We start from the raw sequence: 13,703 nt of genomic DNA, 5'->3' as shown, positions 1-13,703 counted from the left end.
ACGTCGCGGGCGGGTCGGTGGAAACGGAGGAGAGCCTGCTACGGATATTCCGATGGTAGAGCGGTAACGGCCTGCGATGACAGGGACTTTGCGGAATTCAGGGACGCGGGCGCCGTCGCCCGGCGCGTCCGCCCGGTGCGCGCGGGGTGGGCGGCGCGGTGGCCGGTGGCGGCGGGTGGCGCGGCTCTCGGCGGGGGGAGCGGCGCCGCGGGAGGCCGGAAACCGGGCGGGTCAGGCCGGTTCACCAGGAGCGCGCGGGCGTAGGCCGCGGGGCGCCCAGGAGCAATCCCGGAAGCGGACCGACCGGGCACCGGGCCTGTCCCGCGGGCGGAGCGTCGCGTACCCGGGGACCGGCCCCGTCGGCTCAGTCCGCGAGCGGCAGGCCGCTGACCAGGAGCTTCCCGGCCATGGTGACGCCGCCGTCGAGGGCGACGGCCAGCCCGTCGGCGTAGACGTGCGGACCGTCGATCTGCGGGCCGCTGTCGGGGGACCCGTCCTCGGAGCCGGATTCCCCGAGCAGGTAGGGGATGGGGCTGTGGCCGTGGACGACGCGGCGGCCACCGTAGACGCCGAGCAGTTCGCGGGCGGCCGAGGCGCCCTCGTCGCGGAAGGCGAACCGCTTGGTGAACTTGCGGAAGAGGTCCCAGCACTCGTCGGCGTCGTTGCGGGTGAGGATGGAGTGGACGGTGTCGTTGACCGCCTCGATGGAGTCGCCGTAGTCCAGGTAGGCCGTGGTGTCCGAGTGGAGGAGCAGGTGGTCGTCCTCCTCCACGATGGCGTCCAGGCGGGACATCCACTGGAGGTGGTGGTCCTCCAGCCGCTCCATGTCGCTCTTCTGCCCGCCGTTGAGGAGCCAGGCGGCCTGGAAGGTGGCCGTGCCGGCGCCGGAGTCGATCGGGGTGTCGCCGAACCGCTTGGCGCCCAGCAGCAGGAGCTCGTGGTTGCCCATCAGGGCCTTGCAGTAGCCCCCGGCGGCCGCGGCCTCCGCGGAGAGCCGCATGACCAGCTCGATCACGCCGATCCCGTCGGGACCGCGGTCGGTGAAGTCACCCAGGAACCAGACCCGGGCGTTGCCCGCCGACCAGTTGCCGTCGGCGTCGACCAGCCCTTGGGCCTGGAGCGCGGCGAGCAGCTCGTCGAGGTAACCGTGGACGTCGCCCACCGCGTAGAGCGGTCCGAGCCCGTCGGCGGTCGCGCGCGGGGCGGTCTCCTCGGGGGCGACGACCACCTGCACGGTGTCGCCCCGGTTGATGACCGGCAGGTCTCGCTGGGTCGGGGTGTAGCCGTCCGGCGGCTCCGCGTCGGAGGGCGTGGACGCGGCCGGAGGCCCCGCCTGCTGGACGTATGCCGGTACCCGGAAGTCACGCAGTGTCGCCGTGCGCACCGTGGGTCCCTGACTGGCCCCCTGAGTCATCGACCCCTCCACCACCATCGCGCCGCCTCTGCACCGGTTCGGACTGCCTGGTCGCAGCGGCCCGCGGTGTCGTCCGCCCATCATAGGAATGAGGATCGCGCTGTGTGGTGCACCAGGGGTGGTGAATAACGCCGAGACCGCTGTTCACCGGGGATTCCTTCCGAATTGGGAGGACTTTTCCCCGGCGCCTGGCCGTGTCGCTCACCCCTGTCCGGAGGAGCGGGGCGGATTGACGGTGATGCTCGGAGAGCGCCGCATCGAGGAGGTGCGGACGATCAGCTCGGTCGGTATCACCTGTTCCACGGGCTGATCCTGGTTGATTCCCTCGATGGCGTCGATGAGGAGCTGGACCACCGCGGTGCCGATCCGGCGCGGTTTGAGGGAGAGCGTGGTGACGGGCGGCTCGGTGCTGGCGTAGACGGTGGACTCGCTGCAGCAGACCAGGAGGAGGTCGTCGGGGACGCGCAGCCCGTAGCGGCGGGCGGCGGCGAGGAGGTCGGTGCCGTTGGGGTCGAAGAGCCCGTAGACCGCGTCGGGCCGGTCGGGGCGGGCGAGCAGCCGGTCGGCGGCGACGGCGCCGGCGCACGGGTCGTGCGCGGGGTACGCCTCCAGCACCGGGTCCTGGCCGATCCGGGCGCACCAGCGCAGGTAGGCGGAGGTCGAGAGGCGGGTGTACATGTCCGTGGTGGTGCCGGTGAGCAGCCCGATACGGCGGGCCCCCGCCGCGGCGAGGTGGTCGAGGATGTCGAGGACGGCGGCCTCGTGGTCGTTGTCGACCCACGCGGTGACGGGAAGGGAGCCCGCCGGCCGTCCGTCGGAGACGACGGGCAGGCCCTGGCGGGCGAGTTCGCGTACCACCGGGTCGTCGTCGGCGGGGTCGACCACCACGGTGCCGTCGAGCGCCACGTTGGACCAGACGTCGACGGGGCTGAGGCGGGAGGTCGCGGGGAGGATCACCAGGGCGTAGCCGCGGGCGAGCGCGGCGGAGGTGGCGGCTCTGGCCATTTCCGCGAAGTAGGCGAACTCCGTGAAGGTGAAAGGTTCATCCCCGTACGTGGTTACGGTCAGACCGATGAGGCCGGACTTGCCCGTACGGAGGGTGCGGGCCGCCGCCGAGGGACGGTAGCCCAGTCGTTCGGCCACCTCCCGGACGTGGCGGCGGGTGGCATCCGGCAGTCTCCCCTTGCCGTTGAGGGCGTCGGACACGGTCGTGATGGAGACGCCGGCGGCGGCGGCCACATCTCTGATGCCGGCTCGCACTGGCCGGCTCCCCCGGCGGGTCGTATCCGCTCGGCTCACCTGGTGCTCCCCTGCTGCTGTCATGGCGAGCCGATAGTAGGGCTCATGGAGGCGGGTGGCCCGGGTGCATATGCAGACGTTGACGGTGACGTTTCTGCATGGTCATCACGGGCCAACGCTGATGTATTGCCAGGTAGTTGGCGGATTCGACCCGATGGTTCGGATGCCCGGAAGGAATGGTCCCGCTTATCGGAAGAGGCAGCGGCCGACCTCCAACTCACCTTCACGAGGGATGCGCGCCACGGCGCAGGCCACCGGCGTGCGACGGATTTTCGCGCGCCCCCTCAGGTCGCTCCGCTCGGTGTGCGGCAGACCACGGACCGTGGTCCTGTGCCCGAGGCCCTGCGCCGGGAAGCCCAATCCTCATAAGGTGAGAAGTATTCGAACCGATGATCATGAGGAGGACCGCGGTGAGCGAGTCGACCCCCACGTTGCGTGCGGAGATGGCGGGCATTCCGGCCTACAAGCCCGGGAAGCCCGCCTCCGCCTCGGAGGGCCCGGCGGCCTACAAGCTGTCCTCCAACGAGAACCCGTACCCGCCGCTCCCCGGTGTCCTGGAAAGCACGCTGGCGGCGGCCGCCCAGATCAACCGGTACCCGGACATGGCGTGCACCACACTGACGGCTGAGCTGGCTGATCGGTTCGGTGTGCCGCGGGAGCACGTGGCGACCGGTACGGGATCGGTCGGTGTGGCGCAGCAGCTGCTCCAGGCCACCTCGGGCCCGGGCGACGAAGTGATCTACGCATGGCGGTCGTTCGAGGCGTACCCGATCATCACGCAGATCAGCGGGGCGAAGTCGGTTCAGGTGCCGCTGGACTCCGGCGAGGTGCACGACCTGGACGCGATGGCGGCGGCGATCACCGACCGCACCCGGCTCATCTTCGTCTGCAACCCCAACAACCCCACGGGCACCGTGGTCCGCCGGGCCGAGCTGGAGCGCTTCCTCGACCGGGTCCCCAGCGATGTGCTGGTCGTGCTGGACGAGGCGTACCGCGAGTTCATCCGCGACGCCGAGGTGCCGGACGGCATCGAGCTCTACCGCGACCGCCCGAACGTCGCGGTGCTGCGGACCTTCTCGAAGGCGTACGGGCTGGCCGGCCTGCGGGTCGGGTTCGCCGTCGCCCACGAGCCGGTGGCGGCGGCCCTGCGGAAGACGGCGGTCCCCTTCGGTGTGAGCCAGCTCGCGCAGGACGCGGCGGTGGCCTCGCTGCGCGCGGAGGACGAGCTGCTGGGGCGGGTCGGCGCGCTGGTCGGCGAGCGGACCCGGGTGGTCGCCGACCTCCAGGAGCAGGGGTGGACGGTGCCGGAGACGCACGCAAACTTCGTGTGGCTGCGGCTGGGGGAGCGGACGGTCGACTTCGCCCACGCCTGCGAGCAGGCCGGGGTCGTGGTCCGGCCGTTCGCGGGGGAGGGCGTGCGCGTGACCATCGGCGAGACCGAGGCGAACGATCTGTTCCTGAAGGCGGCCGAGGGCTTCCGCAAGAACGGCTGACGCGAGCGGCCGACCGGCTGCCTGGAGGCGGGGTTCCCGATAAGGGGGCCCCGCCTCTTTCGCTTGTCAGGTGGTAGGACATAATGCTTGTGAATGTGAACGCGTTCACAAGCGCATCCCGTTTTCCGCCTCTTTGCGGTGGATCAAGGGGGCGAAGTGGACGCCGTTCGCGGGTGATCCAAGGAGGAGACGTGGATCTTGCACTGGCGCCGGAAACCCTGTCGCGTTGGCAGTTCGGCATCACGACCGTCTACCACTTCCTTTTCGTCCCCCTGACGATCTCGCTCGCCGGACTGACCGCCGGGCTCCAGACCGCATGGGTGCGGACAGGCAAGGAGAAGTACCTCAAGGCGACCAAGTTCTGGGGCAAGCTTTTCCTGATCAACATCGCCCTGGGAGTCGTCACCGGCATCGTCCAGGAGTTCCAGTTCGGCATGAACTGGTCGGACTACTCGCGCTTCGTCGGGGACGTCTTCGGTGCCCCGCTGGCGTTCGAGGCGCTGATCGCCTTCTTCTTCGAGTCGACCTTCATCGGCCTGTGGATCTTCGGCTGGGACAAGCTGCCGCCCAAGATCCACCTCGCCTGCATCTGGATGGTCTCGATCGGCACCATCCTCTCCGCGTACTTCATCCTGGCCGCCAACTCCTGGATGCAGCACCCCGTCGGCTACCGCATCGACGAGGTCACCGGCCGCGCCGAACTCACCGACTTCTGGCTCGTGCTGACCCAGAACACCGCGCTGGCGCAGTTCTTCCACACCATCGCCGCGGCCGTCCTCACCGGCGGCGCGTTCATGGCGGGCATCGCGGCCTACCACCTGATGCGGAAGAAGCACATCGACTCGATGCGGCTCTCGCTCCGCCTCGGCCTGGTCACCATCGCCGTCGGCGGACTGCTCACCGCGGTCAGCGGCGACACCCTCGGCAAGATCATGTACGAGCAGCAGCCGATGAAGATGGCCGCCGCCGAGGCGCTCTGGGAGGGCGAGGGGCCGGCTCCCTTCTCCCTCTTCGCCGTCGGCGACGTCGACAAGGGACACAACGTGGTCGCCGTCGAGGTACCCGGCCTCCTCTCCTTCCTCGCCCACAACAACTTCACCGACCACGTGCCCGGCATCAAGGACATGAACGCCGAGTACCAGGAGAAGTACGGACCCGGCGACTACCGGCCCAACATCCCGGTCGCCTACTGGGGCTTCCGCTGGATGATCGGGTTCGGCATGGCCTCCTTCGGCGTCGGGCTGCTCGGGCTCTGGCTCACCCGGAAGAGGTTCCTTCTCCCCCCTCACCTGCGGACCGGCGAGGACGAGGTACCGAACCTCGTGCTCTTCCGCAACAAGGTGCTCGGCCCCCGGCTCAGCCGCCTCTACTGGCGCCTGACCCTCTGGACGCTCGCGTTCCCACTGATCGCCAGCGCCTGGGGATGGATCTTCACCGAGACGGGCCGCCAGCCCTGGGCCGTCTACGGCGTCCTGCGCACCTCCGCCGCCGTCTCCCCCGGCGTCTCCCAGGGCGAAGTCCTCACCTCGATGCTCATCTTCACCCTGCTCTACGCGGTCCTCGCCGTCATCGAGGTCAGGCTGCTCGTGAAGTACGTCAAGGCCGGACCGCCCGAGCTGACGGAGGCCGACCTCAATCCGCCCAAGCAGATCGGCGGCGACGCGTCCGACGCCGACCGCCCCATGGCCTTCTCGTACTGAGGGAGCGCTGAGGTATGGAACTCCACGACGTCTGGTTCGTCCTGATCGCCGTCCTGTGGACCGGCTACTTCTTCCTGGAAGGCTTCGACTTCGGAGTCGGGGTCCTCACCAGACTGCTCGCCCGCGACCGGCGGGAGAAGCGGGTCCTCATCAACACCATCGGACCCGTCTGGGACGGCAACGAGGTGTGGCTGCTGAGCGCCGGCGGCGCGACCTTCGCCGCCTTCCCCGACTGGTACGCCACCCTCTTCTCCGGCTTCTACCTGCCGCTGCTGCTCATCCTGGTCTGCCTCATCGTCCGTGGGGTCGCCTTCGAGTACCGGGCCAAGCGGAGCGATGAGCGCTGGCAGACCAACTGGGAGCACGCCATCTTCTGGTGCTCCCTGCTCCCGGCCTTCCTCTGGGGCGTCGCCTTCGGCAACATCGTGCACGGCGTGGCGATCGACGCCGACAAGGAGTACGTCGGCGGCGTGCTCGACCTGCTCAACCCGTACGCGCTGCTCGGCGGCCTTCTCACCCTCACTCTCTTCACCTTCCACGGCACGGTGTTCGCCGGGCTCAAGACGGTCGGGGAGATACGGGAGCGGGCACGCAAGCTGGCGCTGCGGCTCGGCGTGGTCACCGCGGCGGTCGCCGTGGGCTTCCTCCTCTGGACCCAGGCCGACCACGGGAAGCCCGCCGGGGCCGTCCTGCTGGTGATCGCCGTCGGCGCGCTGCTCGCGGCTCTCGTCGCCGTGGCCAGGAGCCGGGAAGGGTGGGCCTTCGCCCTCTCGGGGCTGACCATCGTCGCCGGGGTGGCGATGCTCTTCGTCTCGCTCTTCCCCGACGTGATGCCCTCCACCCTGGACCCGGCGTGGAGCCTGACCGCGGCCAACTCCGCCTCAAGCCCGTACACGTTGACGATCATGACCTGGTGTGCGGGCATCGCGACCCCTGTGGTCCTCCTCTACCAGGGGTGGACGTACTGGGTCTTCCGCAAGCGCATCGGCACGCACCACATAGCCGAGGCCCACTGACCGCTCACGCGGAGGCCGGAGCGTCCGGCTCCAGCCTCCGCGCCGGGCGGCGTCCCCGCCGTCCGGCCGCCCCCGGAGGGTGTTTCACGTGAAACCGATCGACCCGCGACTCCTCAGGTACGCCCGCGCCACCAAGTTCTTCCTCGTCGCCGTGGTGGTCCTCGGCGCGGTCGGCGCCGGGCTGGTCATCGCGCAGGCCATGCTCCTCGCCGAGCTGATCGTCTCCTCCTTCGAGCAGCGCTACGACACCGGTGACCTGACCGCACCGCTCCTGGCCCTGGCCGCTGTCGCCCTCGGGCGCGCCCTGGTCTCCTGGCTGACCGAACTCGCCGCTCACCGGGCCAGCGCCGCCGTCACCTCGGAGCTGCGGATGCGGCTGGTGGAGCGGGCCGGGCGGCTCGGTCCCGGCTGGCTCGGGGGGCAGCGGACCGGTTCCCTCATCGCCCTCGCCACCCGGGGCGTGGACGCTCTCGACGACTACTTCGCCCGGTACCTGCCGCAGTTGGGCCTCGCCGTCGTCGTACCGGTGGCGGTGCTGGCCCGGATCGTCACCGAGGACTGGGTCTCCGCGGCCATCATCGTCGCCACCCTCCCTCTCATCCCGATCTTCATGGCGCTCATCGGCTGGGCGACCCAGTCGCGGATGGACCGGCAGTGGGGACTGCTGTCCCGGCTCTCCGGCCACTTCCTGGACGTGGTCGCGGGACTGCCCACCCTCAAGGTCTTCGGGCGCGCCAAGGCGCAGGCGGAGTCGATCCGCCGCATCACCCACGACTACCGCAGGGCGACCCTGCGGACCCTGCGGATCGCCTTCCTCTCCTCCTTCGCCCTGGAACTGCTCGCCACGCTCTCGGTGGCCCTGGTGGCCGTCACCATCGGCATGCGGCTCGTCCACGGAGACATGGAGCTCTACGCCGCGCTCGTCATCCTGGTGCTGGCCCCCGAGGCGTACCTGCCGCTGCGACAGGTCGGCGCGCAGTACCACGCGGCGGCGGAGGGGCTGGCCGCGGCCGAGGAGGTCTTCGCCGTACTGGAGACGCCTCTGCCGGACACCGGGAAGCGGGCCGCACCCGCGGGCGCCCTCTCCTTCGAGGGAGTGACCGTCCGCCACCCGGGCCGGAGCGCCCCTGCCGTACGGGAGGTCGACTTCACGGTGGCGCCGGGGGAGACGGTGGCCCTCGTCGGCCCCAGCGGCTGCGGCAAGACGACGCTGCTCCAGGCCGTCCTGGGGTTCGTCACCCCGTCGGAGGGCCGGATCACCGTCGGCGGGACCGACCTGGCGGAGATCGACCGGGAGCAGTGGCACCAGCGCATCGCCTGGGTCCCGCAGCGTCCGCAGCTCTTCGCCGGGACCGTCGCGGAGAACGTACGGCTGGCCCGGCCCGACGCTTCCGACGCGGAAGTGGCGCGCGCCCTCCGGCAGGCGGGTGCGGAGAGCTTCGTCGCCGGACTGCCCCGGGGTGCGCAGACCGAGTTGGGAGAGGACGGCGCCGGTCTCTCGGCCGGGCAGCGCCAACGCGTCGCGCTGGCACGGGCCTTCCTCGCCGACCGGCCGGTCCTGCTGCTCGACGAGCCCACGGCGTCGCTCGACGGCACGAGCGAGGAGGGCATCGTCGAGGCGGTACGGCGGCTCGCCGTAGGACGGACGGTGCTGCTGGTGGTGCACCGGCCCGCGCTGCTCGCCGCCGCCGACCGCGTGGTGCGGCTGGACGAGGTGACGAAGCCCGCGGTCGAGGGGGCGGAGCACGCCATGCCGGTGCAGCGCGTCGGCTCGGCGAGCGCCCCTGTGGCCCCGGCGGCCGACTCCATGACGGTGGCGGTCAGTCCTCGGGGGCCGGCCGGGGCTGAAGCCCGCGTTGTCGGCGAGGAAAGGGCCCATGTTTCACGTGAAACATCGCCCGAGGAGTGGGAGTGGTGCTTCTCGGATGTTTCATGTGAAACCACGCCACGGTCTCCGGAGGCTCAGCGCGATGTTTCACGTGAAACATCGGCGGCGGACACCGACTCGGCCCCGGAACCGCCCATGCGGCGCTCCGCACTGGCCCGGGTACGCGCCGCCGGACGCCCCCAGCGTGGACGCCTCCTCCTCTCCCTCCTCCTGGGCGGCCTGGCGCTCGGCAGCGCGGTCGGGCTCATGGCCACCTCCGGCTACCTGATCTCCCGGGCCTCCCAACAGCCGCCGGTGCTCTACCTGATGATGGCGGTGACGGCGACGCGGGCCTTCGGCATCGGCCGGGCCGTCTTCCGCTACGCCGAACGCCTCGTCTCCCACGACGTGGTTCTGCGGATGCTGGCGGACACCAGGGTCGCCGTGTACCGGAGGCTGGAGCGTCTCGCCCCCTCCGGGCTGCGGGGCACGCGCCGGGGCGACCTGCTCTCCCGTCTGGTCGCCGATGTGGACGCCCTCCAGGACTACTGGCTGCGGTGGCTGCTCCCGGCGGGCTGGGCCGCCCTGGTCTCCGCCGCCTCCGTCCTCTTCATGACATGGCTGCTGCCGCCTGCCGGGGCCTTCCTGGCCGTCGGCCTTCTGGCGGCGGGCGTCGGGGCGCCTCTGATCAGCGGCGCCTTCGCCCGGCGTGCCGAGCTGCGGCTGGCGCCGGCCCGGGGCGTGCTCGCCACCCGGGTCGCCGAGGTCCTGACCGGCACCGGTGAGCTCACCGTCGCCGGCGCCCTCGCCCACCGCACCGCACGGACCGGCGACGCCGACCGCGAGCTGACCGGGATCCGGGCCCGTGGCGCCGCCGCCAACGCCCTCGGCTCCGGCCTGACCGCGGCGATCACCGGCCTGACGACGGCGGCCGCGGCGTACGTCGGTGTCCAGGGGGTCAGCGCGGGGACCCTGGGCGGAGTGGCGCTGGCCGTCGTGGTGCTGACGCCGCTCGCCGCCTTCGAGGCGGTGACGGCGCTCCCGCTCGCCGTCCAGTTCCGGCAGCGGGTCCGCCGCAGCGCCGAGCGGGTGCACGACGTGCTCGACGCACCCGCACCCGTCACCGAGCCGGAGGCGGCAGGGACGGCGCCGGAGAACCCGTTCCCCGTGAAGCTGCGGGAGGTGGGAGCCCGCTACCCCGGGCAGACGCGCGACGCCCTCAGCGGCATCGACCTGACCGTGGCCGAGGGGTGCCGGATCGCCGTGGTGGGGCCCTCCGGCTCCGGCAAGACCACGCTGGCCCAGCTCCTCCTGCGGTTCCTCGACCCCGGGAGCGGCAGCTACACGCTGGCCGGCACCGCCGCCACGGAGCTGGACGGGGACGCCGTACGACGCCTGGTCGGCCTCTGCGCGCAGGACGCCCACGTCTTCGACAGCACCCTCCGGGAGAACCTCCTCCTCGCCGACCGTTCCGCGACGCAGGCCCAACTCCGCGAGGCGCTGGCGCGGGCCCGCCTGCTGGAGTGGGCCGACACGTTGCCCGACGGGCTGGACACCCCGGTCGGGGAGCACGGGGCGCGCCTCTCCGGCGGGCAGCGCCAGCGGCTCGCCCTGGCCCGGGCGCTGCTGGCCCGCTTCCCGCTCCTCGTACTCGACGAGCCCGCCGAACACCTCGACCTGGAGACGGCCGACCGCCTCACCGCCGACCTGCTGGCCGCGACCCGAGGGCGGACCACCGTCCTCATCACCCACCGGCTCACCGGGCTGGAGGCGGTCGACGAGGTCGTCGTCCTGGACGCCGGGCGGATCGTGCAGCGCGGTACGTACGAGGAGCTGAGCTCGGGCGACGGGCCCTTCCGCCGCATGCTGGAGAGGGAGCGGGCGACCGACGGCCTGCTGCTGGGCCGGGAGGAGGTTCCGGCGTGAACGGCCGCGCCCGGGGCGTGGAACGGGAGGGAGCCAACACGGCCGAGTGCCGCCCATCCGTCACCAACCGGACAAATTAGGCTCCCTCCATGGAGCCCACCGCCGAGAACCGCTCCGGCCATGCCCCGGACGACACCGCCGACGACGCCCCGGGGCTGCACGGGATCTCCGCCGAGCCGGCCGCCCGTATCACGCAACTGCTCGACGCGATGCGCTCGGTGGGGTCGGGCACCGAGCTCCACCACACGCTCGACAGGATCTGCGAGACCGCGGCCGAGCTGGGCGACGCCCGGTACGCGGCGATCGGGGTCATCGCCGAGGACGGCCAAGGGCTGTCGGACTTCGTGTACCACGGGGTCGACGACGCCACGGCCCGCGCCATCGGCCACCTCCCCGACGGCCACCGGGGGCTGCTCGGCGCGCTGATCCACGACCCCCGCCCGCTGCGCCTCGCTCCGACCTCGCCACCGACCCCCGCTCCTGCGGGTTCCCGGCCCACCACCCGGCGATGCGGGCGTTTCTGGGCGTCCCCATCAGGGTCCACGACGAGGTCTTCGGCAACCTCTACCTGACGGAGAAACAGGGCGGCGCCGACTTCACCGACGAGGACCTCCAGATCCTCAGGGTGCTGGCCACCGAGGCCGGGATCGCCATCGGCAACGCCCGGCTGCACGAGGCGTCGAAACAGCGCGAGCGATGGATCGACGGCTCCGTCGCCGTCACCACCGCACTGCTCTCCGGCAGCGACGCCGACGAGGCCCTCACCGTCGTGGCCGAGCAGGCCCGCCACCTCGCCGACGCCAAGGCCGGCATCGTCCTGCTGCCCACCGAGGACGGCGGCATGGAGGTCGTCGCCGCCTCCTCGCGCGCCGACGAACCGGTCGGTGCCCTGGGCCTCCTCGTCCCCGCCGACAGCCAACTCGTCCGCGAACTGCTCGAAGGCCGGCCCGTCCTCGTGGACGACGCCAGAACCGACCCGCGGGTACGCACCGAGGTCGGCACCGGATTCGGCCCGAGCATGATGCTGCCGCTGGTCAGCGACGATCGGGTGCTGGGCGCCCTGGTCACCCCGCGCTCCATCGGCGCCCGGCACTTCACCGAGGCCGAACGGACCCTGGCCACCCAGTTCGCCACCCAGGCCGCGCTGGCCCTGCGCATGGCCGAGGCCCAGCGCGACCGCGAACGCCTCGCCGTCCTGGAGGACCGCGACCGGATCGCCCGCGACCTGCACGACCTGGTGATCCAGCGCCTCTTCGCCACTGGCATGGTGCTGGAGACGGCCCAGCGCCGCTCCGTCGTCCCCGCCGTCCAGGAGGGCCTGGACAAGGCGGTGGAGGAACTCGACGTCACCATCCAGGAGATCCGCACCGCGATCTTCGCCCTCCAGCAGGGTCGGCCGACGCCCCGACCGGGCTGCGCACCCGCATCCTGCGCGAGATCAACCTGGCCGCCGTACCGCTCGGTTTCACCCCCGCGCACCGCTTCCTCGGGCCCGTGGACACGCTGGTGGGCGAGACGACCGGCAAGAACCTCGTCGCCGCACTCCGCGAAGCGCTCTCCAACGCCTTCCGCCACGCCGATGCCCACCGCATCGAGGTGGTCGTCGACGCCGGACACACCCTCCCCGACGGCACACCCGGGGTCCGCCTCACCGTCGCCGACGACGGGGTCGGCATCTCCGACGGAGGGCGCCGCAGCGGCCTGCGCAACCTCAAGCGGCGCGCCGAGTCCCTGGGCGGCGACAGCTGGTACGGCCCCGGCGTCGGCGAGGGGGGCGGTGGCACCTCCGTCGTCTGGGAGGCCGCGCTGTGACCGCCGCCGCGCCCCGCCCGCCACCACCCTGTTCAGCGGTACGCGCCTGCTCCGTACGGGGCACGCAGTCCCTCGCCCGTACGAGTCCGGCGAGAACGTCCCCGCTCCCGCGGGCAACGATCCGGGCATGAGCCCCCGAGACCGCCGCCACCTGTTCCTCCCGGTCCTGTGCGCGCTGCTCGCCCTCGGGTACCTCTCCCCTGACAACGCGAGCGGCGACACGCCCCCCGACCCCGGAGCCGAGGTGGCGCGCCTCTACGAGGAGGCGTCCGCCGCCACCCAGCGGTACGAGACCGGGCTCCGGGCCTCACGTGCCCAACGCCAGGAGGCGGAACGGCTGGAGAAGCGCCTCACCAAGGAGCGCCGCGTCCTCGCCACCTACCGGGCCGACCTCGGGCGGATCGCCAGCGCCCAGTACCGCGCGGGCGCCGGGCTGCCCTACACCGCCCGGCTGCTCCTGGCGGACGACCCCGAAGCCCTCATCCGCAGTCAGCACGCCGCCTCCCAGGCCGACCTGGCCGTCACCAACGCCATCGGCCGCACCCAGCGCGCCGAGAGACGCCTCGCCGAGGGCGAGCGGAGCGCCGCCAAGGTCTCCCGCGCACTGGCCCGCCGGGCCGACGAACTCGGCAAGCTCAAGGCGAGCATCGAGAACCGGCTGCGCGACGCCCAGGAACGCCTGGAGCGGCAGGCCGAAGCCTCGGTCACCGCCGGCAAGTGCCGGGGCGCCGTCCGCCTCGACAACGCGCGCCAGGCCAGCACCGGGCGGCCGTGGATGACCCCGGTCCGCTCCTACTCGCTCTCGGCGGGCTTCGGCGGCCAGGGCGACCGGTGGGCCAACCGGCACAGCGGTCAGGACTTCGCCATCGACACGGGGACGCCGGTACGCGCGATCGGCGCCGGGCGCGTCATCAGGGTCGCCTGCGGCGGCGCGTACGGCATCGAGGTGGTGGTGCAGCACGAGGGCGGCTACTACTCGCAGTACGCGCACCTCTCGGCGCCCGCCGTCGACCAGGGGGAGCGCGTCCAGGCGGGGGGCTGGATCGGCCAGTCCGGCAGCACCGGTAACTCGACCGGCCCGCACCTGCACTTCGAGATCCGCCTCACCCCGTACTACGGGTCGGCCGTCGACCCCGGGCCGTGGTTCGCGGAGCGCGGCGTGACCCTGTGAGCCGC

At 72.0% G+C, this 13,703-nt stretch carries 7 protein-coding genes and 1 pseudogene; 6 read left to right on the top strand and 2 right to left on the bottom strand.

Annotated features, from left to right (window positions below; all coding sequences use genetic code 11):
- Nucleotides 1–364 precede the first annotated feature (364 nt).
- Together ACFWMZ_RS14610 and ACFWMZ_RS14605 are read right to left on the bottom strand one after the other, a co-directional pair.
- Complete coding sequence (locus ACFWMZ_RS14610; protein WP_383172900.1) at nt 365–1,432, bottom strand: metallophosphoesterase; 1,068 nt, start codon at nt 1,430–1,432, stop codon at nt 365–367.
- A 183-nt stretch (nt 1,433–1,615) separates the two neighbouring features.
- Nucleotides 1,616–2,737 carry a LacI family DNA-binding transcriptional regulator gene (locus ACFWMZ_RS14605; RefSeq protein ID WP_383172898.1) on the bottom strand — a complete coding sequence of 374 codons (1,122 nt, stop codon included), beginning with the start codon at nt 2,735–2,737 and terminating at the stop codon, nt 1,616–1,618.
- 386 nt (nt 2,738–3,123) lie between these two features.
- Between ACFWMZ_RS14605 and hisC the strand changes: the two genes are divergently transcribed.
- The 6 genes and pseudogenes from hisC (at nt 3,124) to ACFWMZ_RS14575 (ending at nt 13,698) form a co-directional block, all read left to right on the top strand.
- Nucleotides 3,124–4,206: a histidinol-phosphate transaminase gene (gene hisC / locus ACFWMZ_RS14600; protein ID WP_383172896.1), complete on the top strand. Its 1,083-nt coding sequence runs from the start codon at nt 3,124–3,126 to the stop codon at nt 4,204–4,206.
- 191 nt (nt 4,207–4,397) lie between these two features.
- Nucleotides 4,398–5,906 carry a cytochrome ubiquinol oxidase subunit I gene (locus ACFWMZ_RS14595; protein ID WP_383172894.1) on the top strand — a complete coding sequence of 503 codons (1,509 nt, stop codon included), beginning with the start codon at nt 4,398–4,400 and terminating at the stop codon, nt 5,904–5,906.
- A 14-nt stretch (nt 5,907–5,920) separates the two neighbouring features.
- The gene (gene cydB / locus ACFWMZ_RS14590) at nt 5,921–6,922 is read left to right on the top strand and encodes a cytochrome d ubiquinol oxidase subunit II (protein ID WP_383172892.1); all 1,002 of its coding nucleotides are present in this window, start codon (nt 5,921–5,923) and stop codon (nt 6,920–6,922) included.
- An 88-nt stretch (nt 6,923–7,010) separates the two neighbouring features.
- Nucleotides 7,011–10,715, top strand: a complete 3,705-nt coding sequence (gene cydD / locus ACFWMZ_RS14585) for a thiol reductant ABC exporter subunit CydD (RefSeq protein WP_383201757.1) — start codon at nt 7,011–7,013, stop codon at nt 10,713–10,715.
- Nucleotides 10,716–10,804: 89 nt separating this feature from the next.
- Nucleotides 10,805–12,527: pseudogene (locus tag ACFWMZ_RS14580) on the top strand (GAF domain-containing protein).
- A 127-nt stretch (nt 12,528–12,654) separates the two neighbouring features.
- A complete protein-coding gene (locus tag ACFWMZ_RS14575; RefSeq protein WP_383172886.1) occupies nt 12,655–13,698 on the top strand; it encodes a peptidoglycan DD-metalloendopeptidase family protein in 1,044 nt (347 codons plus the stop codon).
- Nucleotides 13,699–13,703: the final 5 nt, after the last annotated feature.

Origin of the sequence: Streptomyces sp. NPDC058373 (assembly GCF_042723275.1) — a bacterium.
Taxonomy (GTDB): domain Bacteria; phylum Actinomycetota; class Actinomycetes; order Streptomycetales; family Streptomycetaceae; genus Streptomyces.
This window is presented reverse-complemented; position numbering and strand designations above follow the sequence as displayed.